Below are 25,223 nucleotides of genomic sequence, written 5' to 3'. Positions count from 1 at the left end.
AATGTGGTGGCGCTGGGCGGGCGGGTTCGGCAGAGTTCGGGCTATGAGCGATGACATGCCGTCCGAGTACCACCGCAGGCTTCCGTACGGCGAGCGGATGTCGGCGGATCCCCTGCTGGGTGGTCCGTTCTTCCCGTTCGAAGGCGATCTCCAGGTGGTGCCGCTCGACGAGCCGGTGCTGCCGGAGCCACCGCGCGCCGGGGAGCCCGGCGGCCAACCGTGTATGACGTGCGCGGACCCCGAGTGGGGTGCGATCTGGGCCGACGACCAGTGGATCCTCAAGGGCGGACTCCAGAACGGGCTGCAGATGGTCGCGCTCCTGGTCCCCCGCGAGCACTACCGGCTCGACAACCTCCCGCCCGAACTCACCGCCACCCTCGGCCCGATGATCCAGCGCGTCGCCGGCGCGATCCGCCGGATCGACGGCGTCGGCCGCACCCACTTCAACCGCTGGGGCGACGGCAGCGAACACTTCCACATCTGGTTCCTCGCCCGCCCCCTCGGCATGATGCAACTCCGCGGCGCCATGATCGCCGCCTGGGACGACCTTCTCCCCAAACTCCCCGACGAAGAGTCGAAAGCCAACGCCCGCACCGTCGCCCAAGCCCTCACCGAACTGTCCGGCACCCCACTAGGCATCGCCGCCGACTAACCCCGGTACGACGACCCGCTTCGCACCTCCTGCGTCGGTGCTCGCCGCCCAGACCGCCGCTCCTCCGTCGCGGCTCAAACGGCGAGCGCACGCGGTGGGTCGGCAACCCGCCCCCTCGTCTCGCGTCGGCTCGCTCGTACGACGAGTCCGCTCGCACCTCCTCCGTCGCCTGCCCGCTCGCTCGCCCCCTCGTCGGACCATCGCCATCGGGTCTGGCGGTGCTTATCGTCGGGTGGGTGATCAATGGTGCGCATGTCATCGTCTACAGCCGGGATGCCGAGGCCGATCGGGCGTTTCTCAGGGACGTGCTGGGCTATCCGCATGTCGACGCCGGGCATGGTTGGTTGATCTTCAAGTTGCCGCCGGCCGAGGTGGCGGTGCATCCGAGCACCGGGTCCGAGTCGCACGAGCTGTATCTGATGTGTGACGACCTCGAGCAGACCGTCGCCGACTTGACCGAGCGGGGCGTCGAGTTCGTCCGCCCGGTCGAGGATCAGCGGTGGGGCATCCTCACCTCGATCCGGCTGCCCGGCGGTGGCGAGCTCGGGCTCTACCAGCCGCGGCACCCACCGGCGTACGACCTCTAGGCCGTCGCGCTCCGCCAGCAACAAGTTGCGGAACGTGCCGGAACTCTTGACTCACCTCATCGGCTCGGCTATCTATTGCTGACAACGATGTCACGCCGCCCGTGACCCCGTCGCCGCGTTCTGCGTGGCGACGTTGTCTCGACGTCGAAGGTGGGGAACCCCATGAAGAACCGCAGCAGCCGCCGTGCGTCCGCAGTACTGGCCGGGTCGGTGATCTCAGCCCTCGCCCTGGCCGCCACCGCGCAAGCCGGCCCCAGCCCGGCGCCGCCCAGCGACCATCCGGGGCAGACCAGCTCTCCGACGACCGCCACGCCCCCAGATCCCGTACTGCGTAACCTCAAAGCGCCCGAGGCGATCGGCGCGAGCAGGATCACCACCAGTTCGGCCGATCCGACCGAGCAGGTCGACCCGCTGATCGGGACGTCGAACGCCGGCAACGTCTTCCCCGGCGCGGTCACCCCGTTCGGGATGTTCTCGTTCAGCCCCGAGACCAGCCGCGGCAACGCGTACCGCACGGCCGCGCCCGGCGGCTACCTGTACTCCGCGACGAAGATCCGCGGCTTCAGCCTGACCCACATGTCGGGCACGGGCTGCGCCGGCGGCTCGGGCGACATCCCGATCTTCCCGTACGCCGGGGAGGTGACCTCGTCGCCGCAAGCGGACGCCAAGGACGAGGTCTACGCGAGCACGTTCTCGCACGCGAACGAGGTCGCCAAGCCCGGCTACTACAAGGTCGCCCTCGACTCGGGCGCGACCGCCGAACTCGCCGCGACCACCCGCACCGGGTCCGCGGCCTTCACCTTCCCGCAGGACAAACCAGCCACGGTGATGTTCCGTACGTCGAACTCCGAGGTCGGCTCCAGCGACGCCCAGATCTCGATCGACCCCGCCAAGCGGACCGTCACCGGATCAGTGACGAGCGGCAACTTCTGCGGGTACCTCGCCTCGGTCGGCCGACGCAGCTACTACACGCTGCACTTCGTCGCGGAGTTCGACCAGCCGTTCGCCAAAACGGGGACGTGGCAGGACACCACTGTCACTCCTGGATCGACCAGCGCACACGGCGGTACGTCGTACGGGACTGACGGGTGGATGCCGCCGAACAAGGGCTCCGGCGGTTACGTCGGGTTCGACGCCAAGACGGTCACCATGCGCATCGGCATCTCGTACGTGAGCGAGGCCAACGCTGCTGCCAACCTGAGAGCCGAGAACCGACGCGGGACCTCACTGGAGAACACTGCGGCGTGGGCGAAGCGGGCGTGGCGTGACCAGCTCAACCGCATCGAGATCGGCGGCGGTACGGCAGAGCAGCGCACCACCTTCTACAGCGCGCTCTACCACGCACTGCTGCACCCCAACGTGTTCAGCGACGTCAACGGCCAGTACTGGGGCTTCGACCAGCAGCCGCACCGCGTGCAGCACGGACAGACAGCGCAGTACGCGACCTTCTCGGGCTGGGATGTCTACCGGTCGCAACTGCAGCTCCTGACGCTGCTGGAACCACGGAAGGCCGGCGACATTGCACAGTCGCTGCTCAACCAAGCCCAGCAGAACAACGGCATCTGGGACCGCTGGACGCACGCCTCCGGCAGTACCGCGGTCATGACGGGCGACCCGTCTGCCCCTGCTGTTGCCGGCATCTACGCCTTCGGCGGTACGAACTTCGACGTCCGTACCGCGCTCAAGTCGCTGGTCAAAGCAGCCACCGTGCCGACCGCCAACGACCTCAGCTCGGCCGGCAAGCCCGTGATGTCGATCGGGCAGCGGCCGTCGCTCGACAAGTACCTGGCGCTGCACTACCTCCCCACCAAGTCCAACGCCTGGGGTAGCGCGGTCGAGACGCTGGAGGACAGCACTGACGACTTCGCGCTCGCACAGCTCGCCGCGCGGACCGGAGACAACTCGACGTACGAGCAGTTCCTCAAGCGGTCGCAGTACTGGCAGAACGTGTTCAATCCCGAGAACGGCGGCTACATCCAGAACCGTGACGACAACGGCGCCTGGCCGGCGTTCGAGCCCGCGACCGGCGACGGCTTCGCGGAGGGCAGCAGCGCGCAGTACACCTGGATGATTCCGCACAACAGAGCCGGGCTCTTCGATGCAATGGGCGGTACTGCGAAGGCCGCCGCGCGACTCGATGCCTTCTTCAAAGATGCCGACGGCAACTGGGCGCTGACGAAGTCCGGCGACCTGCACGCCGAGATGGACAACGAGCCGTCGATCAACACGCCCTGGATCTACAACTACACCGGGCAGCCGTACAAGACGCAGGAAACGTTGCGGCAGGCAATGACCCAGCTGTGGAACACCACGACCGGCGGTATTCCTGGCAATGACGACCTGGGCGCAATGTCGTCGTGGTTCGTGTGGAGCTCGCTCGGGCTCTACCCGGACGTGCCCAGTCGTGCAGACCTGCAAGTAGCCGCGCCGTTGTTCCAGCACGCGGTGATTCATCGCGACGGCGGTCGGACCATCCGGATCAACGCCAGTGGAGCTCCGGGAATCTATGTGCAGAGCCTGAAGGTGAACGGGCGTAGTACGAGCAAGCCGTGGCTGCCGGAGTCTTTCGTGAACCGTGGCGGCACGCTGGACTTCAAGCTCGGTACTGCGGCCAACACTGCTTGGGGCTCGGCCGCTGCCGATGCACCGCCGTCGTGGCGCACCGGCGAGATCCCCTTCCAGACCGCGACGGACACGAGCCGAGTTGTCGTCGCCCCTGGCACCACGAGCGATCCGGTGACCATCGAGGCGCACCGGTTGAACGGAACCGCCAGCACGGTGCAGTACTCGGTGACAACCCCAGCGGGACTCACTGCGTCTCCTGTCAGTGGTTCCTTCACAGTGGATCCGGCCAGTGGCGTCGGTGGAGCGCCAGTACGCATCAGTGCGGCCGCTGGTAGCCCGGACGGTCGCTACGAGGTCACCGTGGCGTTGAAGGCAGCAGACGGTACTGCGCTCCCCCGGCTCGGGTTCACCGTCGTTGTGGGTCTGCCGAACACCTTCTCCGTACTCCGCGAAGGTGTAGCCGTTTCTGACGACACGGGCGACCACAACGAGGCCGACTACGACGGTGGTGGAGTCAGCTACTCGCGACAGGCTCTTGCAGCCGCAGGGCTCACCCCGGGCGGCACTCTGACGAAGGAAGGGCTGACGCTCACCTGGCCCGGCGTACCGGCTGGTGACCCGGACAACGTGCCTGCTGACGGGCAGCTGCTGAACCTGGACATCCCTGCCGGTGCCACGAAGTTGTCATTCGTCGGCAGCGCGGTGAACGGCAATCAAGCGGGTGAAGGGCTGCTGACCTTCTCGGACGGCAGTACTGCGCCGATCGACCTGTCCTTCAGCGACTGGACGCTGGGCGGCGGCGGCGACACCGTGCACTTCGGCAACCTGGTGGTGGCGACCACGCCGTACCGGAATGAAGCAGGCGGCGGACGGGACAACGTGGCGACCAACATCTTCGCCACAGCACCGATCACCTTCCCGACGGGCAAGACGCCGGTTAGCGTGACGCTGCCGAAGAACCGCGACCTGCGGATCTTCACGCTGGCCACCGGCTGATCCCGACGCCCACTAGGAGACAGATCGATGAGAGTCACCACCGTCATCGCGTGCAGCGCGCTGACCATCGCAGGACTGCTGACCACGGCCTCGACCGCCTCGGCAGCACCCGCCGCGGACGCCGTCACCACCAGCGGCCCCTGCCAGTACACCGCGACGCCGGACGACCCGTCGCCGCGACCGGTCTCGCTGCCGCCGGACCCGGTGAACACCCCGAACAAGGGCATCGTGAAGCTCGTCCTCGCCACCAACCAGGGCCCGATGCTGCTGTCACTCGACCGCGCCAAGGCCCCCTGCACGGTGCAGAGCTTCCTCCACCTCGCCCGCAGCCGGTTCTACGACTTCACCACCTGCCACCGCCTGACCCTGTACCCGACCCTCAAGGTCCTCCAGTGCGGCGACCCCACCGGCACCGGCGAACGCGGCCCCGGCTACTCGTACAAGGACGAGCTCCCCACCGACCTCCCGAACTGGCCCACCGACCCCACCGGCACCAGCAAGGTCTACGCCCGAGGCACCCTGGCGATGGCCAACGCGGGCCCTAACACCAACGGCAGCCAGTTCTTCCTCGTCTTCGCCGACTCCCGCCTCCGCCCCAACTACACCGTCTTCGGCACCGTCGACCGCCTAGCCCTCCGCGCCCTCGACCGCGTAGCCGCCGCCGGCGTCCAACCCACCCCCGAAGACCCAGCCCCCGTTGACGGCACCCCAGTCCGCACCACAAACATCCTGGTAGCCCGCCAACTCGGCCACTGATTCCCCACGCACCTCCCTCGACGCTCGAACACGTAGGCACCGACGTCACTCAAACTCACCCGTTCGCGAGCTGACGTACGAGCAGAGCCGACTGCCCCGAGCGCAAACGTAAAACACCAGCCTGACCCCGGCACACGCTGCTCCGGACCTCGCCCGCAGCAGCGTGTGCGCCGCTAGATCACCTACTCACGACAAAGGCGAGCAGCGACGAAAGACCGCGACCAGGGGTGGCAAGAGCAAGCGACGGGCTGGTGCGTCACCCCCCGCAGGCCCAGGGCAGCGCCGGCAACGCCGCCTCCCTCCGCCTCGCCGCCGGCCGATCACGTCGGCGATTGCGTAGTAGGCGACAACGCCAAGAGTCGCAGCGACAAGCGGCCCCCGCAGCCGGTGCGCGGGCGACGCGCGGTCATCTCGACCGAGTTCAGTCCACAAGCACCACGCCGCACTCACCGAGCGGCGACGTAGGAGCCGCGACCACGGGTGGGTGGGAGCGGCGACGGAGGAGCTGCGTGGGGTCAGTCCTTTGCCGGCCATGGGGCGTTGGCTGGGCGGAGGTTGTTGAAGCCGGGGCCGTTGAGGGCTGACCAGGCTGCCAGGGCGCCCATGACGAGGATCGGGTTGTGGAGGTCGCCGGCCAGTACTGCGCCGACGACGTCGACGAGGGGAGCCCAGACCGTTTCCATGTCGGCCTCTTCGTGCAGGCGGTCGTAGACCTCCGATGCCTCCGACAGTTCGCGGGCCAGGAAGATGCGGACCGCCTCGTTCGTGAGGCCTGGGGAGGTGAAGGCGTCGACCAGGACGCGCCAGTCAGCGGCCTTGGTCGCGGCTTCTTCCCAGAGTTCTCGCTCGGCGCCGACCTGGTAGTCCTCGCCGGCGACGTCGAGCAACCCCGCGGGCGGCTCCAGCAACCGGTATCCGACCGGATGACGGTACTGCCGCACCAAAAGCATCCGGTTATCGGAGTCGAGCGCGACAACCCCGACAGCGCCAGGATGGACGACGACGTCCCGTACGAAAGGTTCGCCACCAGAAGGCGGGACCACCTGGTCCCGCCGTACGGAGATCACCCGGCCGGTCGAGTGCACCACCTCGGACGAAGCGACGTCCCAGGCTTCCCGGGAGTCGGCCAGCCCCGCACCGAACCGCAGTACAGGGTGGTCCTTCATCGCGCCTTCACCGGTTCAGCGGCAGCAGCCTTCTTGGAAGTAGAGGACTTCTTCAGCGCGACCTCGTCCACCGGCAACCGCGACTCCCGCTGCCGCACCAGAGCAGCAGCGATCAACCCGGAGAACAACGGATGCGGCTTCGTCGGCCGCGACCGCAGCTCAGGGTGCGCCTGGGTAGCCACGAAGTACGGGTGCAGCGACCGGTCCAGCTCGATGAACTCGACCAGTTCGTTGTCCGGCGACACCCCGCTGAACACCAGCCCGGCCGTCTCCAGCTTGTCGCGGTAAGCGTTGTTGACCTCGTAACGATGCCGGTGCCGCTCCTGCACCGTAGGCGACCCGTAGAGGCCACGCACGATCGACCCGTCCGCCAGATTGGCCGGGTACAACCCGAGCCGCATCGTCCCGCCCAGATCTCCACTGCCGGAGACGATGTGCTTCTGCTCCTCCATCGTCGCCACGACAGGCTCCGACGCATCGACATCGAACTCGGAAGAGTTCGCCTCGACCAACCCAGCCAGATCGCGCGCGACCTCGATCACCATGCACTGCAACCCGAGACAAAGCCCGAGGATCGGTACGCCGTTCTCGCGCGCGTACCGGATGGCGCCGATCTTCCCCTCGATCCCGCGCACCCCGAAGCCACCAGGAATGCAGACCGCGTCCACGTCCCCGAGCAACCGAGCAGCCGCCTCGGGAGTAGCGCACTCGTCCGAGGCGATCCACCGCAGATTCACCTTGGCGTCGTTGTCGAACCCACCAGCCCGCAGTGCCTCAGCAACCGACAGATAAGCGTCCGGCAGATCGATGTACTTCCCCACCAGAGCGACCGTCACCTCGTCGGCCGGCTGGTGCACCACGCGCAGCAACTCGTCCCAGCGGGTCCAGTCGACATCGCGGAACGGCAGGTTCAGCCGCCGTACGACGAACGCGTCCAGCCCTTCGGCGTGCAGCACCTTCGGAATGTCGTAGATCGAGGGCGCGTCGACAGCGGCCACGACGGCCTCGATGTCGACGTCGCACATCAGCGAGATCTTCTTCTTCACGCTGTCCGGGATGTCCCGGTCGGCGCGGCACACGATGGCGTCGGGCTGGATACCGATCGACCGCAGCGCCGCGACCGAGTGCTGGGTCGGCTTGGTCTTCAGCTCGCCGCTCGGGGCCATGTAGGGCACCAGCGAGATGTGCAGGAAGAACACGTTGTCGCGGCCGACGTCGTGCCGGACCTGCCGGGCGGCCTCGAGGAACGGCAGCGACTCGATGTCGCCGACCGTGCCGCCGATCTCGTGCAGGACGACGTCGACGTCGGGGCCGGCCATCGCCAGCATCCGTTCCTTGATCTCGTTGGTGATGTGCGGGATCACCTGGACCGTGTCGCCCAGGTACTCCCCGCGGCGTTCCTTCGCGATCACCGACGAGTAGACCTGGCCGGTGGTGACGTTGGCGACCTGGGAGAGATCCCGGTCGAGGAACCGCTCGTAGTGCCCGATGTCCAGGTCGGTCTCGGCGCCGTCGTTGGTGACGAACACCTCGCCGTGCTGGAACGGGTTCATGGTGCCGGGATCCACATTGAGGTACGGATCCAGCTTCTGCATGGTGACCCGGATGCCCCGCGCCGTCAGCAGACTGCCGAGGCTGGACGCCGTCAGCCCCTTGCCGAGACTGGAGGCGACGCCACCGGTGACGAATACGTGCTTGGTCTGCTGCCCGAACGAAGCTCTGTCCACGGGCTTTAAGGCTACCTCTTGTCAAGCAGTGGTCGCGACGAGACCCGCGTAGATGTCCAACAGATTCTTTGCAACGTCGTCTTCGTCCGGCCATCCGGCGGCCAACTTGAGGCCTTCTGTCCGCATAGCGGCCGCCGCGGCCGGATCGTCCAGAACCTTCCGTACGCCGTCCGCCAGCCCCCGCGCGTCGCCCGGGAACGCCAGGACCGCGCTGTCGCCGACCAGCTCCGGTACGCCGCCGACCGCCGTCGCCACCACCGGTACGCCGACCTGCAGCGCCTCCTGCAGCACCAGAGCCCGCGCCTCCCAGTGCGAAGTCAGCAGAAACGCGTCGGACGCCCCCAGCAGATCCGCCACGTCGCTCCGATGGCCCAGCAACCGCACCGGCAACCCTTCAGCGTCGATGCGCGCCTGCAAGTTCTCCCGCAGTGGACCGTCGCCGACAACGAGGAACACCACATCAGGTCGGTCAGCAGCCACGTCGGCCGCTACGGACAGTAGCGTCGGGTAGTCCTTCTGCGGAGCCAGACGGCCAACAGTAAGCACAGCCGGCCCGTCACCAATACCGAGCGACTCCCGCACGGCAGCGGACGGCGTACGGACCTCTGGCATCGCAGGCGCGGCAACAGGCGCGAGACGCGCTTGCCGAGCACCCAGCGAACGCGCGAGCTCCACCAGGTCGCTGGACGCCCCCAGAGTCAGATCGGCACCACGAGCCACCAACCGCTGCCCGAGCCGCATCACGACACCACGCGGCCCAGGAGCCAGTACTGCGTTGTGCCACGTCACCACGAGCGGCCGGAGCCGTGACCGATCGCGCAGTGCCGTCATACCCGCCCGGTAGCCGTGTGCGTGGATCACGTCGCAGCCACGAAGCCCAGGAGCCTGGGCGACAACCACAGCCTCACCGAAGTCGAAGTGATCCGCAGTACCGGGCGGTGCGCAGATCACGACCTCATGACCGGCCTTGAGGTACCGCGGTACCAGTGAGGCGACGTGCTGACCGATCCCGCCCCGCGACTCCGCCAGCAGCAGGCCGATCCTCATTGCTTCTCCTCCGCACCGGTTGGGACGACCCCACGCCGCAGCAACACGCGAGTGTCCGAACGATCCACAGCCACCACGACACCGCCGTACACAAGTACTACGGCCAGCCCGGACAGCACCGCGAACACCAAGGCACTCCCCCAGCCACCGTCACCGGCAGGCAGCGCTACGACCCAGCCCACCGCTCCGGCAGCTACAGCACCCAGCAAGGCAGCCACTGTGGCGCGCAGCAACCCGCTGAGCACACCAGGTCCGGCGATCTGCCGCAACACCACAAGCAACACCACTGCTCCCGCGACCATGCCGACCGACATCGCAGCCGCCAGAGCGCCCACTGCGTCAAGCCCGTCCCACTGCAACGTCAAGAGCACTCCGGCGATCGCTACGGCTAACCAGGCACCACCGGTGACCAGAGCGACCTGACGACCAGCATGCCGCGCATAGAGCACCCGACCGAGGTGCATCAGCACGGAGAACCCGATGATCGCCGGCGCGAAGGCAACCAGCCCAGCACCGAGCGACGACGCCTGCGACTCCACGACCCGGCCGTCGTTGTAGGCGAAGATGCGCGCCACCGGTACCGCAGTACCCACCAACAGGGCGGCACCAGCTCCACCAGCGAGCATGACTGCCCGAGTAGAGCCACCGGCGTACAGATCGAAAGCTGCGAAGTCCCGCGACTCGAAGGTGGCTGCCAGTCGCGGGAACACCGCAGTGGTGATCGGAACAGCCAGTACTGCGTACGGCAGTAGGTAGACCGCGTTCGCCCAGGTGTAGACGGCGATGCTCCCGGCCGCGCCTCGGTGGTTCGCCAAGTAGGTCGTGACGAGGAACGCGCCTTGCTGGGCAACCAAAACAACCAGGCCGGCCGCCGCGAGCTTCCGTAGTACCGGTCCCACGCCGGGGTCGAGACGCAGCGTCGGCTTGATCGGCAAGCGCAGCAACAGCATCGGCACCAGCACAGTGAGGGCCAGTGCCAGAACACCGAAGGTGGTGCCCCAAGCAAGCAAGTCGGAAGCTCCGCGCGAAGCCTGGTCGGCAACAGGAGCAAGAGAAGCAAAGGCGATGTAGGTCGCCACTACGACCAGGCTGGACACCAGCGGGGCCACAGCACCGGCCGCGAACCGCTTGTGCGACTGCAGCACAGCCGTCGCCACCACTGTGACCGCGTAGCCGAACACCTGCGGCACGAAGATCAACAGCATTCGCGTCGCGGTCGCCGATGAACCACCGCACTCAGGGCCGGCGTCCAGCATCGCGTCCGTGTAGCGCGACGCCAACAACCAAGCCAGTAAGGCGAACGGCGTCAGCAGTACCAGCGACCAGCTCAGCAGTGCACCGATGATCCGCCCCTGCGCCGCGCGATCGCCCCGAGCCACCGGTCCGGCCAGCACCGGGATGACCGCACCGGCGAGCGCACCGCCGACCACGATCTCGAACAGGACGTTCGGAAGCTGGTTCGCCGTCGCATAGGCATCGGCGAGGCACCCGGCGCCTACCGTCTTGGAGAAGACCAGCCACCGTCCGAACCCGACCACGCGCGCCAGGACCGTGACGCCCGCGACGAGCAGAGCGGCCCGGGCGATCCGACCACCTGCGGTCACCGGGGTCGTCGGCCCCACTGGTCGATCTTGTCCAGGGCCGGAGTCTCGGCGATCACCTTGGTGAAGCTGACCTTCTCGCTGGCGAGATTCAGAGCGAAGACCACGCCCAGCGCCAGCACCTTGAGCGGACGCGGCAGCGACGCGGCCAACGCCGTACCGGTGATCGCGCCGAGGCCGTTCGCGCCGCAGTCGCCGAGCATCGAGCGCTCGCCGAGATCGGCGGGCGCCGCAGCAGCAGCCGCGCCGACCACCGCCGACGCCGGGCCGCTGACCAAAGCCACCGGAGCACTCAGCGCGGTCACGGCCTTCAAGGCGCGTCCTGGGCGGAGGTCCATCAGGTTGGTCAGGTTCGCCGTACCGGCGATCAAGGCGCCGTCGGCAACGATCCCGGCCGCGGCACCGAAACCCTTCGACCGGCGTGGCAGCAAGGCAGCGGCAACGAGTCCGGCCGCGCCGACACCGAGGATCTTCACCGCGCCGCTGGTCACCTCACCGCGCCGCAACGCACTCAGATGACCGCGAAAACCCTTGGTGGTCGTGGTTCCCGCGAGATCGTCGTACGCGCCGACGGCACCGGACACCGAGCCGGCGATCAACGCGGCGGTGCGCTCACGTCCAGACGTTCCGGCGGCGACACCGGCGAGCGCGCCGAGCACGGCCACCGGGCCTTCCAGCAAGGTGACCGTCTCGCCGCGGTGGTTCGTGCGCTCGAACGGCGCCCGGTTCTCCTTCGGCAGCTTCGCGGCAGCCCGCTCAACAGCAGCAGTGGCCGCCGCGGACACCAGGGCGGTGCCCAGCTTCCCCAAACCCATTGGCTTTCGAGCCTTTCAGTTCTTGGCCTGGACCGCGGTCGGGGCGACACCGTTCTTGGCGTCGACACCGCCGTACTGCCCGGCCTTGCCGCCGGCCTGCTCGACCAGGGCGAACACGATCGTCGCCTGACCGCTCGGCATGTTCGCGACATCGACGGAGGAGAGGCTCTTGGTCGCGTCGGCGTCACCGCGCAGCGACTTCAGCAGGCCACCGTTCTGCGCGGTGTCCGGCGTCCCGGCGACCACGACGCCCGCACTACCGGCATCCAGTCCCTCGGCGAAGTCCACCGCGTCGTTGTACGACGAGTTGTCCGGGGCCGGGGTCGGCGGGTCCGCGGCGACCACGACGGCCAGGCTGCAGCGATCCTTCGGGGTCGGCTTCAGCGACAGCAGCTTCGAGCCGGTCAGGCCACTGATGATCTTGGTCGCCTCGGAGTCGACCAGCTTGCCCTCTTCCTTCGCGGCGACGCCGCGGGCCAGGATCATGCCGGCCCGCTGGTACGTCGTACTGTCGGCCGGGAAGGTCACGTCGGCGGTGACGAGCTCGTTGACCAGCGGCTCGACCAGCTGGCGCTGACCCGGGTCGAACAGCTTGCTGTCCAGCGCGATCCGGGTGGTCACCTGGCCGCCGGCCGCCTCGATGGTGTCCTGCACCTGGTTCGTCAGGTCGCCGTCGGCCGAGGGCATCGTCACGACGCAGACCCGCTTGCCGGTCAGCTTGCCGACGGTCAGGCCGGCGGTCACCTTGGCGACGTAGTCGTCGCGGTACTTGTCCAGCGACTGTGCCTGGATGAGCTCGGCGCGGGCGTCCTCCAGCGCGGCCCGGTCCTTCTTGGCCTGCGCCTGGACGACGTCGGCGCCGGTGCCCTTCAGCGGCCCGGCACCGAGCACCACACCGGCGCCCAGGGCGAAGAAGATCGCCACGATCGAGACGATGTGGTAGCGAAAGTCGATCACGTGAACAGCTCCCGGATCCAGTAAACGAAGTCGTTCCAGCGCGCCTTCATGATCGACCAGAGCACGTCGTCGGCACCGATGACCACCATCGCCACGCCCAGTGCGAACAACCCGGCCACGATCAGCGCTATCACCTGGAAGGTAGACACCCTGCTGCGGTACAGCCGGCCGACACCCTTGGCGTCCACCAACTTGGCACCGACCCGCAACCGGGTGATGAAGGTGCTCGCCATCCCGGAGCGCCCCTTGTCGAGGAACTCCACCAGCGAGTTGTGGGTGCCGACCGCGACGATCAGCGACGCACCCTTGGAATCGGCCAGCAGCATCGCGACGTCCTCGCTGGTGCCGGTGGCCGGGAACTCGATCGAGTCCACGCCGAGCCGCTCGAGCCGCTCCGCGCCCGGCGCGCGGCCGTCGCGGTACGCGTGCACGATCACCTCGGCGCCGCACTTGAGCGTCTCGTCCTTGACCGAGTCCATGTCGCCGACGATCAGATCCGGTACGTACCCGTTCTCGACCAGCGCGTCGGCGCCACCGTCGACGCCGATCAGGACCGGCCGGTACTCCCGGATGTACGGCCGCAGCGCGACCAGGTCCTCCCGATAGTCGTACCCGCGGACCACGATCAGCACGTGCTTGCCGTCCATCGGCGTGTGGATCGCCGGTACGCCGACGCCGTCGAGCAGCAGGTCGCGCTCGCGGCGCAGGTACTCCAGCGTGTTCGCGGTGAACGCCTCGAGCTGGGTCGACAGGCCCGCCCGGGCGTCGTCCATCTGCTCGGCGACCGTCTGGGTGTCCTGCGACAACCCCTTGGCGATGACTTCCTCGCCGCGGTACAGCACGCCGTCGTGGACGCGGACCCGCTCGCCCTCGTGCAGCACCGAGAACACCTCGCGGCCGATCCCGTCGACCAGCGGGATCCCGGCCTCGACCAGAATCTCGGGTCCCAGGTTCGGATAGCGGCCGGAGATCGAGTCGGACACGTTCAGGACGGCGCCGACCCGGCAGTCCACCAGGGCCTCCGCGCTGACCCGGTCCAGGTCGACATGGTCGATCACCGCGATCTCGCCCGGCTTCAGCCGTTTGGTGAGATTCTTGGTACGGCGATCCAGCCGGACCACTCCGGTGATCCCGGGCAGTTCAGTGGGGCGTGCTCGACGCAGGCTGGGCAGTTTCATCGCGCTCTCATCCTGCCATGTCAAGAGCCTTCCACCCGCCTTTTAAACCCCGGGCAGACTCATTCACATCCTTGTACCCGCTGACAACCCGCTAAATCATCCTTTTGACCCAGGGGTGACCAATCGGGGACGCACAGTGACGATCAGCGCTTCTTCTTGCGTGATTTCGTATGCCGCTCCGCCGCCAGCGCCAGCAACTCCTCGGCGTGCGCCTGGGCCGCGTCGGAGTTCTCCAGGCCGGCCATCATCCGGGAGAGTTCCTTGAGCCGGGCGTCGTCGTCGAGCGCGACCAGGCCGCTGGTGGTGACCGAGCCGTCGTCGCTCTTCAGCACCACCGCGTGCCGGTCGGCGAACGCGGCCACCTGGGGCAGGTGCGTCACCACGATCACCTGCGCCTTCTCCGCCAGCCGGGCCAGCCGCTTGCCGACCTCCACCGCCGCCCGTCCACCGATCCCGGCGTCGATCTCGTCGAAGACCAGCGTCGGCACCGGGTGCGTGTCGGACAGGATCACCTCGAGCGCGAGCATGACCCGGGAGAGCTCACCGCCTGAGGCAGCCTTCTGCAGCGGGCGCGCCGGGCTGCCCGGGTTCGCCGCGAAGCAGAACTCGATCTCGTCGGCACCGAACGGTCCCGCCGTCGTCTCGTGCACCTCGACGGTCAGCGTCGCGTGCGGCATCGCCAGCCCGCTCAACTCCGCCGACACCGCGACCCCGAGCCGCGCGGCCGCTTCCTTGCGAGCCGCACTGACCTGGCTGCCGAGATCTTTCAGCTGCGCCTGCAGTTCGGACTGCTCGGCGGTCAGCAACTCGACCCGCTCGTCGCTGCCGTCCAGCTCGGCCAGCCTGGCGGCGGATCGCTTGGTCCATTCGAGCACCTCGTCGACGGTGCCCTCCTGATCGCCGTACTTGCGGACCAGCCCGGTCAGCAGACTTCGCCGCTCACTCACCACGGCCAGCCGGGCCGGATCGGTGTCGATATCGGCCGCGTACGACGAGAGCTCGCCGGCCAGATCCGCCGCGAGATAGCCGAGTTCGCCGGCCCGGTCGGCCAGTTCGGCGAGCTTGTTGTCGTGCTCACGTTCGCCGTCGAGCACCTGCTTGGCCAGCGAGAGCAGGCCCAGTACGTCGTTCGGCCGGCTCGAATCGAGGTCGTCGGAGGCGAGCGCGTCGCCGGCCGTCGTCGCCGCAGTACGGAGGCCGTCGGCGTACGCGAGGCGCTCCTCCTCAGCCGCCAGCTCGCGGTCCTCGCCCGGCAACGGCTCGGCCTTCGCGATCTCGTCCAGCCCGAACCGCAGCAGATCCGCCTCGGCCAGGCGATCGCGCTGCCTGGTGGTCAGCTCGATCAGCTCGGCCTCCACCTCGCGATGCCGCTTGTACGCCGACGCGTACTCCCCCAGCGGCACCAGCACCGCCTTGCCTGCGAACGTGTCCAGCGTCTCCCGCTGCCGCGCGGGCTGCAGCAACCGCCACTGGTCGGCCTGCCCGTGGATCGCGACCAGGTCGCCGGACACCTCGGCGAGCACCGACACCGGCACGGAGGCGCCGCCCAGGAAGGCCCGGGACCGGCCCTCGGACGACAGCTCGCGGGCGATCAGCAACTCGTCGTCGTCATCCAGCTCGCCGCCGCGCTCCTCGGCCTCCCGGACGATCGACTTCGGCACGTTGCGGGCCCGCCCCTCGACCCGCGCACGCCGTACGCCGTGCCGGACCAGGCCGCTGTCGGCGCGGCCGCCGAGCAGCATGTTCACGCCGGTGACCACCATCGTCTTGCCGGCGCCGGTCTCACCGGTGACCGCGGTGAAGCCGGGATCGAGTTCCAAGGTGGCGTCCTCGATCACGCCCAGCCCGGTGATGCGGATCTCGGAAATCATCGCCCTACTTCTCCTCTTGTGCGCTCTGCTTGCGCCGATTCAGCTCGGCCGTGCCACGCCAGCCCAGCACCGGCAGGTCGAACTTGGCCACCAGCCGGTCGGTGAAGGAAGCCTCGTGCGCCCGCGCCAGCCGGACCGGCATCTTGCCGCGCCGGACCTCGATCCGGGCACCCGGCGGGACCTCGACCATCCGCCGGCCGTCGCACCACAACACCCCGCGCCCGTGCCAGGCCGCGACCAGCTCGACCGTCAGCTTCGACGTCGGCGCCACCACGATCGGCCGGGAGAACAACGCGTGCGCGCTCAGCGGCACCATCAGGATCGCCTCGACCTCGGGCCAGACGATCGGGCCACCGGCGGAGAACGCGTACGCCGTACTGCCGGTCGGCGTCGCGACCACGACTCCGTCGCAGCCCCAGCGCGACAGCGGCCGGCCGTCGACCGCGACCAGCACCTCGAGCATCTTCTCCCGGGCGGCCTTCTCGATGCTCGCCTCGTTCAGTGCCCAGGTGTCGAAGACCAGCTCGTCCTCGACCCAGACGTCGACCGCGAGCGTCATCCGCTCCTCGACCGTGTACGTCCGGTCGACCACGACCTGGACGATCCGCTCCAGGTCGTCGACCTCGGCTTCGGCGAGGAAGCCGACATGTCCCAGGTTCACGCCGAGCACCGGCGTGCCGTGCGGCCGGGCCAGCTCGGCGCCGCGCAGGATCGACCCGTCGCCGCCGAGCACGATGATCAGCTCGACGTCCTGGGCCGCCTTCTCCGCGTCGTACGCGATCTCGACCGGGTCCAGCTCCAGTGCCTCGGTCTCCTCGCCGACCAGCCGGACCACCATGCCCGCGCCGGTCAGCAGCCGGTGCGCCTCGCGCGCCACCTCGACGGCGAACTCGCGGCCGGTGTGCGCGACCAGCAGCACCCGCCGCGGATCGGACGCCTGCTCGACCACGGGGCTCCCCACCTCTTCTACGTCCAGCTCTCCGGTCACTGCGGACCGCTCTCGATAGCGGTCCGGAGCATCGTCTCATCGAGAGCAGGTGCAGAACGCCGTATCCACAGGAAGTATTCGACATTTCCTGACGGACCGGGCAGCGGACTGGCCGCCACCGACTCGACGCCCCAGCCGAGCTCGGCCGCTTTCGCCGCCACGCCCCGGACAGCGTCGGCCCGCAACTCGGGATCCCGCACTACGCCGCCCTTGCCCAGCCGCTCCTTGCCGACCTCGAACTGCGGTTTCACCATCAGCACCAGGTCACCGTCCGGCGTCACCACTCCGAGCAGTGCCGGCAGCACCAGGGTGAGCGAGATGAAGCTCAGATCGCTGACGACCAAGTCGACCGGTACGCCGCCGATGTCCTCCAGCGTCAGGGTCCGGACGTTCGTACGGTCCATCACTGTGACGCGCTCGTCGGTCTGCAACGCCCAGACGAGCTGGCCGTAGCCGACGTCGACAGCGATCACACTGGCGGCCTCGTTGCGCAGCAGCACGTCAGTGAACCCACCGGTGGACGCACCTGCATCCAGACACCTACAGCCCTTCACCTGTACGCCGGTGAAGGCCTCCAGCGCACCGACGAGCTTGTGGGCACCGCGCGAGGCGTAGCCGGGGTCGTCGGTCTCAGAGGTGTCCACGAGGATCGGCGCATCGGCACCGACTCCGGTGGCAGGCTTGCTCGCGACCGTGCCCGAGACCTTCACCTTGCCGGCGGCGATCAGCTCGCTGGCGTGCTCCCGGGACCGTGCCAGGCCGCGCCGGACCAGCTCAGCGTCGAGCCGGGACCGCCTGACTGCCTTGGCCACTCAGCCTGCCCTACTCATTCAGCCACGGTCCTCGGCGTCCGCCTCGACCAGCGCGGTCTGCAACCGCTCGTGGAGATCCGCATACACCTCGGCATGCTCGGCGACCGGCCGCTCCCGCAACTCGTCCAGCCGGGCCATCGTCTCCTCCACCAACGGGTGCGGAGCGTCCTCGTCCCTTTCCTCCACAGGCTCCGGCGGACGCGGCTGGACCGAAGCCGGCGACGGAACAGCTGGTCGAGGCTGGAACGAAGCCGGAGAGGGAACAGGTGGTCGGGGCTGGAACGAAGCAGGCGACGGAACCGAAGGCCGAGGAATGACTGTTTCCTGTGGTTCTTCCTCTGGTTCAGCGGCTTCTTCCGCCGGCGACTCTTCCGCCTCGAGCGAGGCTTCGAAGACCTGCTCGGTGTCTTCTTCCGGCTCGGTGTCGTCCGGCTCAGCCGGCAGTTCGCCGTACAGGGTGAAACCGGCCAGCAGCGGGTCCGTGTGCGGTACGCCGTGCTGACTCGGCCGGTACGTCGACTGCGCGCCGGGCTCGGAGTCGTAATCGGGCTCCGGGCTCTCGTCGGGCTCCGGTTCGTACCCGGGCTCGACGTCGGGGTCGACCTCCGAGGGGAACTGCTCGCCGGGGTGATCCGTCACGTCAGGCCTTCTTCGCCGCGGCCTTCTTGGCCGCCTTCTTCACCGCGGCCTGCTGCACCGCGCTCTTTTTCGCCGGCGCCTTCTTGGCCACCGGACTCGGCACGGGTGCCTTCTTGACCGGCGCCTTCTTCGGTGCCTTCACCGGAACGGCAGCCTTCACCGGAGCCGGCGTCGAGGTCGCCCCAGCAGCCGGCGTCGCCGCCGAACCCTTCGCTGCCAGCTCGTCCTTCGCGTCGGCCAGCTCCCGTTCCAGCCCCTCGACCCGCCGGGTCAGCGCCGCGACCTCTTCGGACCGGACGAACCCCAGCCGGGCGACCGCGCCCTCGACCTCGTTCGCCACGATCGCCTGAAGCAGCTGGCGGTTGCTCTTGCTGGTGGCAACGATCTCGTCCGCGAGTTCGGTCACCTTGCCGGTCAGGCCAGTGGTCAGCGCGTCGGCACCGGTCTGCTGCAGCAGCGCTTTGGCGGCCTGCTGGGCCCGCTGCTTCGTCACCTCGGTCAGACCGTTCGCCAGCTGTACATAGCCGCGCAGTGCATCCATCACCATGACTGCCTCCTTGCTAACTTCGTCCTCGCCTCAACGGTCCGGGCCTCGTTGCCTGCCACGGTATCGCGCCGACCACGCATTACCAGGCCACCTATGCCTTCCGCCAGCCCGAGTTCCCGGACCGGACGCCGCTATTTCGCCAGTCCGACCTTCCGCAGGGCCGCGTCGATAGCGATGGACTCCGCCGCCGGCGCCGGTTTGGGCAGCGGCCGCCGCGCCCGCGAGGCACCCTTCGCCGCAGGCTTGGTCTCGTTCTTCGGAGTGCCGTCGGCCGCGGCCCACACCGCCGAAAGGATCGCCCGCAAACCGTCGTACGGCGCTCCTTCGCCGGTCACCGAGACGGCGCTGTTCACCACCTCGGCCGTCCAGCCCGCGCAAGCGTGCTTGCTCCCGTCGACCGTCACGCCAGCCTGCTTCTCGGCCAAGGCGCCGAGGTCGGCGGCGATGTACGTCGGCCGCTGGTTCTTCGGCGCCACCGCGAGATCGTGAGCGTCGTGCACGCCGGTGGCGACCCACAGACTGGCGATGCCGACCGCGTTCGCCCCCTCGATGTCGGAGTCGAGCCGATCGCCGATCATCAACGGCCGTTCGGCTTCCAGCCTCTCGATGCTGGTCTCCAGCAGCGGCGGCTCAGGCTTGCCGGCGACGATCGGGTCCACGTCGACCGCGGCACGAACGGCCTGCACCAGTGTCCCGTTCCCGGGTGCTTTGCCGCCTGCCGTCGGGATGGTCAGGTCGAGGTTCGTCGCGTACCAGCGGGCGCCCTCGTTGATCGCGTGCGCGCCGTCCGCGAGCATCACCCAGTTCACGTCCGGGTGGAAGCCTTGGACGACGGCGACCGGGTCCGCGTCGCTGCTGCGCACGGGCTTCAGCCCGTACTCCTCCAGCGCGACGTACAACCCTTCACCGCCGACCACGAGCACCGGCGACCCCTTGGGGAATTCACCGGCGACAAGCTTGGCCGCCGCCTGCGCCGACGTCACCACGTCCTCCGCGATCACGTCCAGCCCGAACGACGCCAGGTGCGCTGCGACCGCCGAGGCAGGCCGGCTGGCGTTGTTCGTGACGTACCCGATCCGCATGCCGTCCTTGGCCGCCTTGCGGAGGTGGTCGGGCGCGTCCGGAACCGGATCCGGGCCGACGTACACGACGCCGTCCAGGTCGAGCAGCGCCACGTCGTACCGGCTGGCGAGCGGTTCGTCACATGCGGACAGCGGTGGAGGCGATTCCTGTGTTCTCGTCACCCTTCCCCCCGTACGATGCCGCCCATGTCGGAAGCCACCGGAAGCGTGCTGCGGTTGCAACCACTGCGCGCCTGGCGGTTCGTCGCCGGGAAGGTGAGCGCACTCGGCGCGGTGACGTCGCCGCCGTACGACGTGCTGGAACCCGCCCTGGTCCGGCGGCTGACTGATTCTGATCTGCACAACATGGTGAGGCTCATCCTTCCACGCGATCCCGAGCTCGGTCGCGGCCGGTACGACGAGCCCGCGCGACGGCTGGTGGGCTGGCAGCGCGACGGCATCGTGGTGCAGGATCGCCGGCCCGCGCTGTACGTCTACGAGCAGCGGCTCGGCGGCGCGACCCTGGTGGGTCTGGTCGGCGCGCTGGCTCTCGACCCGGCCCGCAAGGTCGTGCTGCCGCACGAGAACGTGATGCAGCACTGGGTCGACGACCGGTACGACCTGATGGAGGCGACCGACGCCGATCTCGAGCCGATCCTGCTCGCGTACGGCGGTGGCGGTACGGCGAGCGACGCGGTCGACGAGGCACGCTCGGGCGTGCCCTGGCTGGTCGCAGACACCGAGAACGGCGCGCATCACCGGATCTGGCGGATCGAGGACCCGGACAAGCTGGCCGCGATCGCGGCCGAACTCGCGAGCCGCGAAGCCCTGATCGCCGACGGCCACCACCGCTACGCGGCGTACCTGGAACGCTCCCGCCGCTCACCGAACCGCCCCGGCACCGATGTCGGCCTCGCCATGCTGGTCGACAACGAGCGGCACCCGCTCACCCTGGACCCGATCCACCGAGTCGTCCCAGGCCTCACCCTCGACCTGGTCAAGGCCCGTACGCCGGCCGGCTGGGAGGTGCTCCCGGGGCGGGTCGAGGGTGTGCCCGATCGGATCGCCATCTTCGACGGGACTTCCTGGGTCACAGTGCAATCGACGCAGGGTCAAGTGGCACCAACGGTCTCGCTGCTGCACGAGGAACTGCTACCTGCCTGGGGCGTCGCCGTGGACGAGATCTCTTTCCACCACGCGCTCACGGACGCCACTGCGCTGGCAGGGCCCACACAGGCCGCTGTGGAGCTCGTAGCGCCCCGGATGGATCAGGTACTGCGGTCCGCTCTGCGCGGCGCCGTACTGCCCCAGAAGGCCACGTCGTTCGGTCCCAAACCGCGCGTCGGGCTGCTGTTCCGCACGCTCAGCTGATTCACGGCCGGTGGTAGAGGGTCAGGAACTCCTCGCGGAGCGGCTTGCGGGCCGCGCGATGACGCTCGATCAGGCGGCCGAGGGAGAACGACATCCCCGCATCGGACTGTCCGGCGGCGTCCTTGGCCAAGAGGTGAAGCGCATCGGCGGCCGCACAGTGATCCTGATGCTGGCCGAGGAGCTCCTGGAATCGCGCCGCCTGGATCGCGGTCTCCTTCGCCTCGTCCCCGAGCACGGAGGCGGTGGTGTCGGCGGCGTACCGCACCCGCTTCGCCAGCAACCGCACCTCGTGCCAGTCGTCGTCGGAAGTCCAGGGCTTCAGCTTCTCGGCCGCGTCGTTGAACTTCCCGCGCGCCGAGTCGAGTAGTTGCGGCAGCACCTCGACGCAGGGGCTGTCGGCCTTTGCTTTGAGCTTGGGCCGTGCTGCGACGGTCTGCAATGTGCTGACCAGCCGGGTTGTGCGATCGCCGGTGACCGCTTCGGCGGATCTCGCCGCGGCCCGGTCGAGCCCGACGGTCAGCGTGGTGAGAATCGTCGCCAGATGGTCGGGGTCGTCTTCGCTGGTCGCGTTGTCGCGGACCAGCGCGGCGATCACCTCGAGGTCGCGAGCTTCGCCGCAACTGGCGGCCAGCCAGGACAGCTCGGTCCGCAGCTTGTCCGCCCAGTCGCCGGCCAGCAGCTTCCGGAACAGCTTGAGATCACTGCGCAACCGACGGCAGGAAACCCGCACCTGGTGGATCGCGTCGTCCTCGGAGTTCTCCACCATGGCGATCGCCCGCAACAGCCGCTGCGTACCCCGGGTCAGTGCCTCCCCCACCAGCGAACCCACCGGCGATTCGGGCGTCAGCTTCTCCGGGTTCTCCACCGCCCCATTCTCACCGACGGCGCCTAATGACCGCTCGCCGCCAAGCGCGCCCCTCCCGGACACAGCAAACGGCCCGGGCAGAAGGCGATTCCTCACCTCCCACCCGGGCCGTCACCCGACTCAGTCCTTCTCGTCGTCCTTCACAACACCCTCGACAACGTCCTCACCCTGGTCGTCGTCCGCAGCCTCGTCACCCTCAGCATCGTCGACATCAGCCTCGACGTCCGCAGCGTCGGCGTCACCCTCAGCGTCGACGTCCGCAGCCTCGACGTCACCCTCAGCGTCGACGTCCGCAGCCTCGACGTCATCCTCAGCGTCGACGTCCGCAGCCTCGACGTCCTCGACGTCGTCGTCCTCGACCTCGTCACCCTCAGCGTTGTCCTCGACGTCGTCGTCGACCTCGACCTCGACCTCGTCGTTGTCGGCGAACTCGTCGTCCTCGTCCTCGACGTGGTCGTTCTCGACCATCTCGTCGGGCTTGAGATCGTCCTCGCCGTCGAACTCGTCTTCGTCGTCCAGGTCGGTGAACTGCAGACCTTCCAGCTCGGCAGCACGCTCAGCCGCGCCGGTGGAACCGTCCTGGTCCACGCCGGCCGCGCGGTGGAACCACACCAGCGCCTCCTCCGTACGACCCGCCTCCGCCAGCGCATCGGCGTACGCATAACGCAGTCGCGGCAACCACTCCGCCCGCGTCCGCTTCGTCAGCTCCGGTACCTCGAGTGTCTGGATCGCCGCAGCGGTCTGCCCCATGTCGCGGCGCGCACCGGCGGCGACGATCAGCATCTCCATCTGCGAACCCTCTTCGAGCAGCACGACCTGCTTCTCCCGCGACAACGCGAGCGCCTTCTCCGGCCGTCCGAGCGCACGCTCGCAGTCAGCCATCATCGGCAGCACCTCGTGGTTGCCCGTCATCCGCCGTACCGCACGGAACTCGGTCAACGCCTCGTCGTAGTGCTCAGCCAGGTACGCCGTGATAGCCACAGCCTCCCGTACGCCGCCCAGCCGCGCCGCCAGCCGCCGTGCAGTCTTGGCGTGCTGGTACGCCAGCTCGGGGTCGACGTCCAGCAACTGCCCGGACGCCACCAAGTGCTGCGCGACCAGGTCCGCCAGACTGCGTGGCAGCGACCGCAGCTCCGCCTTCGCACCCTTGTCGAGCTCAGCACCAGTGATGCCTGCCGGGATCACCGGATCGTCCCGACGCGGGCCGACCCTCTCCTCGTCGCTCCGGCCGACACCGCCACGGCGGTCGCCACCGCGTCCACCGCGCTCCGGACGATCACCACGGCGAGGACCACCACGCTGATCCCGACCACCCCGGTCGTCCCGCCGAGGCGACCGCTCACCCTGGTACCCGGTCCGGTCGTCACGACGAGGCTTGTCAGCCCCTACCCGATCATCACTCCGCGGCCCGGTCCGCTCCCCACCCTTGAACCCGCTCGGCCGATCATCCCGCCGCGGAGCACTCCGGTCATCACGCCGAGGAGCACCACGCCCAGCAGCCCCACGATCATCCCGCCGAGGCGCCCCACGCTCACCACCCCGGTCGTCACGACGCGCAGCACCACGGTCATCACCACGCGACGCCCCACGGTCCTCCCAACGAGAGCCACCAGCAGCGCGCTCCTCCGAACGTGGCGCACTACCCCACCGCGAACCACGGTCCTCGCCACGACCAACACCACGGTCATCCCCGCGAGCACCCCGGTCGTCACGACGCGCAGCACCACGGTCGTCACCACGCGACGCCCCACGGTCGTCACCACGCGATGCCCCACGGTCGTCACCACGCGACGCTCCACGGTCTTCCCACCGCGACCCACCACGCTCATCGCCACCCGAGGCCCCGCGGCTCTCCCACCGGGAGTTGCCACGGTCGTCCCCGCGCGACGCACGGTCTTCGCCACCGGAGCGGCTCTCCCAGCGGGAGTTGCCACGGTCGTCGCCACTCGCGGCGCCTCTGCCTTCCCAGCGGGAGGAACCGCGGTCGTCACGAGGTGCGCTGCGGTCATCGCCACGCGCCGCACCCCGGTCTTCCCAGCGGGAAGTACTCCGGTCGTCACGGCGGGGAGCCCCACGGCCGGCGCCGCGATCGTCTCCACCGGAGCCGCCGCGGCTCTCCCACCGGGATCCACCACGATCGTCGCGACGCGAAGCGCCACGGTCGTCTCGAGAGCTAGACCGGTCGTCACGACGCGACCCACGCTCGTCAGGTCCATCCAACTGACCACGGAACGGATCGCGGCCAGGAGCACCCTTGTCATCCCACCGCGTGTTCCGCTTCGGCTCCGGCCGGTCGTCACGGCGCGGCCCGCGAGCACCACCGCTCCGCGGCGCACCCCCACGAGGCCCAGACCCACCGGACGCACCCGACCCAGCGCGGTAACCACCACCAGTACCGCCAGCTCCCCCGGACCCGCCGGCTCCGCCGCGATATCCACCGCCGGAACCGCCCGACCCACCAGAACCGCCGGAGTATCCACCGCCAGAACCACCGCGGTAACCCCCACCGGATCCACCGGATCCACCAGAGCCCGCGCGCGACCCACCGCCGGAGCCCCCAGACCCACCAGAGCCGCCACGGTAACCGCCGCCAGACCCACCAGCGCCACCAGAACCCGCGCGATATCCGCCGCCGGAACCACCAGTGCCGCCAGAGCCGCCTCGGTAGCCGCCGCCGGAACTGCCGGCGCCGCCGGAACCGCCGCGGGGGCCTCCCGATCCGCTGGAGCCGCCGCGGAAACCGCCTCCGCCGGAGCGACCGCCGCCTGAGCCGCCGGCACGGCCTGATCCGCCGGACGAACCTCGGCCAGAGCGGTCGCCCGGGCCAGAACGGGGGCTGCGAGGTGGCGTAGCCACGGTGACTCCTATCGATCGGTACGACGTGTTGCGCTCAGACAAAGCTACCGGCAAGACCACCGGCACAAATGTTAAGGGCCACCCGTGTGGGTGGCCCTTAACAGTGTGAATGTCCGGCGACGTCCTACTCTCCCACGACCTCCCGGTCGCAGTACCATCGGCGCTG

22 protein-coding genes are annotated in these 25,223 nt (G+C 68.9%); 5 read left to right on the top strand and 17 right to left on the bottom strand.

The window, feature by feature from the left end:
- The first annotated feature begins 43 nt into the window (after positions 1–43).
- The 4 genes from EV138_RS34840 to EV138_RS34825 all read left to right on the top strand — a co-directional run bounded on the left by EV138_RS34840 (position 44) and on the right by EV138_RS34825 (position 5,556).
- A complete protein-coding gene (locus tag EV138_RS34840) occupies positions 44–652 on the top strand; it encodes an HIT family protein (protein ID WP_133984741.1) in 609 nt (202 codons plus the stop codon).
- 236 nt (positions 653–888) lie between these two features.
- Entirely contained in the window at positions 889–1,239 is a 351-nt protein-coding gene (locus EV138_RS34835) for a VOC family protein (RefSeq protein ID WP_133984739.1), read from the top strand.
- 162 nt (positions 1,240–1,401) lie between these two features.
- Positions 1,402–4,800: a GH92 family glycosyl hydrolase gene (locus tag EV138_RS34830; protein WP_202867099.1), complete on the top strand. Its 3,399-nt coding sequence runs from the start codon at positions 1,402–1,404 to the stop codon at positions 4,798–4,800.
- Positions 4,801–4,827: 27 nt separating this feature from the next.
- Positions 4,828–5,556 carry a peptidylprolyl isomerase gene (locus EV138_RS34825; RefSeq protein ID WP_133984737.1) on the top strand — a complete coding sequence of 243 codons (729 nt, stop codon included), beginning with the start codon at positions 4,828–4,830 and terminating at the stop codon, positions 5,554–5,556.
- Between the two features lie 515 nt (positions 5,557–6,071).
- Here the strand turns inward: EV138_RS34825 and EV138_RS34820 are convergent.
- From EV138_RS34820 to EV138_RS34760, 13 genes are all read right to left on the bottom strand, one after another.
- A complete protein-coding gene (locus EV138_RS34820; RefSeq protein WP_133984735.1) occupies positions 6,072–6,722 on the bottom strand; it encodes an NUDIX domain-containing protein in 651 nt (216 codons plus the stop codon).
- Complete coding sequence (pyrG, locus tag EV138_RS34815; protein WP_133984733.1) at positions 6,719–8,449, bottom strand: CTP synthase; 1,731 nt, start codon at positions 8,447–8,449, stop codon at positions 6,719–6,721. Before pyrG ends, EV138_RS34820 begins: the two co-directional genes overlap by 4 nt.
- Positions 8,450–8,470: 21 nt before the next feature.
- Positions 8,471–9,496: a glycosyltransferase family 4 protein gene (locus tag EV138_RS34810; protein WP_133984731.1), complete on the bottom strand. Its 1,026-nt coding sequence runs from the start codon at positions 9,494–9,496 to the stop codon at positions 8,471–8,473.
- The gene (gene murJ / locus EV138_RS34805) at positions 9,493–11,118 is read right to left on the bottom strand and encodes a murein biosynthesis integral membrane protein MurJ (RefSeq protein ID WP_238158583.1); all 1,626 of its coding nucleotides are present in this window, start codon (positions 11,116–11,118) and stop codon (positions 9,493–9,495) included. Before murJ ends, EV138_RS34810 begins: the two co-directional genes overlap by 4 nt.
- Positions 11,097–11,912: a hypothetical protein gene (locus EV138_RS34800; RefSeq protein WP_133984729.1), complete on the bottom strand. Its 816-nt coding sequence runs from the start codon at positions 11,910–11,912 to the stop codon at positions 11,097–11,099. The genes murJ and EV138_RS34800 overlap by 22 nt, the downstream gene beginning before the upstream one ends.
- 15 nt (positions 11,913–11,927) lie before the next feature.
- Entirely contained in the window at positions 11,928–12,869 is a 942-nt protein-coding gene (locus EV138_RS34795; RefSeq protein WP_133984727.1) for a copper transporter, read from the bottom strand.
- A complete protein-coding gene (steA, locus tag EV138_RS34790) occupies positions 12,866–14,047 on the bottom strand; it encodes a putative cytokinetic ring protein SteA (protein ID WP_133984725.1) in 1,182 nt (393 codons plus the stop codon). The genes EV138_RS34795 and steA overlap by 4 nt, the downstream gene beginning before the upstream one ends.
- A gap of 143 nt (positions 14,048–14,190) precedes the next feature.
- Positions 14,191–15,918 carry a DNA repair protein RecN gene (gene recN, locus EV138_RS34785; protein ID WP_133984723.1) on the bottom strand — a complete coding sequence of 576 codons (1,728 nt, stop codon included), beginning with the start codon at positions 15,916–15,918 and terminating at the stop codon, positions 14,191–14,193.
- A gap of 4 nt (positions 15,919–15,922) precedes the next feature.
- Positions 15,923–16,906: an NAD kinase gene (locus tag EV138_RS34780; protein ID WP_255513792.1), complete on the bottom strand. Its 984-nt coding sequence runs from the start codon at positions 16,904–16,906 to the stop codon at positions 15,923–15,925.
- Positions 16,903–17,718 (bottom strand): TlyA family RNA methyltransferase, encoded by an 816-nt coding sequence (locus EV138_RS34775; protein WP_133984721.1) that lies wholly within the window; start codon positions 17,716–17,718, stop codon positions 16,903–16,905. The genes EV138_RS34780 and EV138_RS34775 overlap by 4 nt, the downstream gene beginning before the upstream one ends.
- 18 nt (positions 17,719–17,736) lie before the next feature.
- The gene (locus EV138_RS34770; RefSeq protein ID WP_133984719.1) at positions 17,737–18,357 is read right to left on the bottom strand and encodes a hypothetical protein; all 621 of its coding nucleotides are present in this window, start codon (positions 18,355–18,357) and stop codon (positions 17,737–17,739) included.
- Position 18,358: 1 nt separating this feature from the next.
- Positions 18,359–18,904: a polyhydroxyalkanoate synthesis protein PhaF gene (locus EV138_RS34765; protein ID WP_133984717.1), complete on the bottom strand. Its 546-nt coding sequence runs from the start codon at positions 18,902–18,904 to the stop codon at positions 18,359–18,361.
- A 131-nt stretch (positions 18,905–19,035) separates the two neighbouring features.
- On the bottom strand, positions 19,036–20,148 hold the full coding sequence (locus tag EV138_RS34760; RefSeq protein WP_133984715.1) for an HAD-IIA family hydrolase: 1,113 nt from the start codon (positions 20,146–20,148) through the stop codon (positions 19,036–19,038).
- Between the two features lie 24 nt (positions 20,149–20,172).
- On the opposite strand from EV138_RS34760, the gene EV138_RS34755 reads away from it, so the two are divergent.
- The gene (locus tag EV138_RS34755) at positions 20,173–21,336 is read left to right on the top strand and encodes a DUF1015 domain-containing protein (protein WP_133984713.1); all 1,164 of its coding nucleotides are present in this window, start codon (positions 20,173–20,175) and stop codon (positions 21,334–21,336) included.
- 1 nt (position 21,337) lies between these two features.
- Here EV138_RS34755 and EV138_RS34750 read toward each other — a convergent pair whose 3' ends face one another.
- The 4 genes from EV138_RS34750 to EV138_RS34735 form a co-directional block, all read right to left on the bottom strand.
- Positions 21,338–22,201 carry a CHAD domain-containing protein gene (locus EV138_RS34750; protein WP_133984711.1) on the bottom strand — a complete coding sequence of 288 codons (864 nt, stop codon included), beginning with the start codon at positions 22,199–22,201 and terminating at the stop codon, positions 21,338–21,340.
- A gap of 120 nt (positions 22,202–22,321) precedes the next feature.
- The gene (locus EV138_RS34745; protein WP_238158582.1) at positions 22,322–23,386 is read right to left on the bottom strand and encodes a tetratricopeptide repeat protein; all 1,065 of its coding nucleotides are present in this window, start codon (positions 23,384–23,386) and stop codon (positions 22,322–22,324) included.
- Positions 23,383–23,544 carry a hypothetical protein gene (locus EV138_RS34740; RefSeq protein ID WP_166678877.1) on the bottom strand — a complete coding sequence of 54 codons (162 nt, stop codon included), beginning with the start codon at positions 23,542–23,544 and terminating at the stop codon, positions 23,383–23,385. The genes EV138_RS34745 and EV138_RS34740 overlap by 4 nt, the downstream gene beginning before the upstream one ends.
- Positions 23,545–23,586: 42 nt before the next feature.
- Entirely contained in the window at positions 23,587–24,462 is an 876-nt protein-coding gene (locus tag EV138_RS34735) for a ribosomal eL19 family protein (protein ID WP_133984707.1), read from the bottom strand.
- Positions 24,463–25,223: the final 761 nt, after the last annotated feature.

The organism is Kribbella voronezhensis (genome assembly GCF_004365175.1).
Classification (GTDB): Bacteria; Actinomycetota; Actinomycetes; order Propionibacteriales; family Kribbellaceae; genus Kribbella; species Kribbella voronezhensis.
This window is presented reverse-complemented; position numbering and strand designations above follow the sequence as displayed.

Bases quoted from the DNA above. Each gene is read 5' to 3' on its own strand.
- EV138_RS34755 (WP_133984713.1), top strand. From the start codon at position 20,173: ATGTCGGAAGCCACCGGAAGCGTGCTGCGGTTGCAACCACTGCGCGCC.
- EV138_RS34825 (WP_133984737.1), top strand. From the start codon at position 4,828: ATGAGAGTCACCACCGTCATCGCGTGCAGCGCGCTGACCATCGCAGGA.
- EV138_RS34735 (WP_133984707.1), bottom strand. From the start codon at position 24,462: ATGACAAGGGTGCTCCTGGCCGCGATCCGTTCCGTGGTCAGTTGGATG.
- EV138_RS34830 (WP_202867099.1), top strand. From the start codon at position 1,402: ATGAAGAACCGCAGCAGCCGCCGTGCGTCCGCAGTACTGGCCGGGTCG.
- steA (WP_133984725.1), bottom strand. From the start codon at position 14,047: ATGAAACTGCCCAGCCTGCGTCGAGCACGCCCCACTGAACTGCCCGGG.
- EV138_RS34840 (WP_133984741.1), top strand. From the start codon at position 44: ATGAGCGATGACATGCCGTCCGAGTACCACCGCAGGCTTCCGTACGGC.
- EV138_RS34810 (WP_133984731.1), bottom strand. From the start codon at position 9,496: ATGAGGATCGGCCTGCTGCTGGCGGAGTCGCGGGGCGGGATCGGTCAG.
- recN (WP_133984723.1), bottom strand. From the start codon at position 15,918: ATGATTTCCGAGATCCGCATCACCGGGCTGGGCGTGATCGAGGACGCC.
- EV138_RS34800 (WP_133984729.1), bottom strand. From the start codon at position 11,912: ATGGGTTTGGGGAAGCTGGGCACCGCCCTGGTGTCCGCGGCGGCCACT.
- EV138_RS34820 (WP_133984735.1), bottom strand. From the start codon at position 6,722: ATGAAGGACCACCCTGTACTGCGGTTCGGTGCGGGGCTGGCCGACTCC.
- EV138_RS34765 (WP_133984717.1), bottom strand. From the start codon at position 18,904: ATGGTGATGGATGCACTGCGCGGCTATGTACAGCTGGCGAACGGTCTG.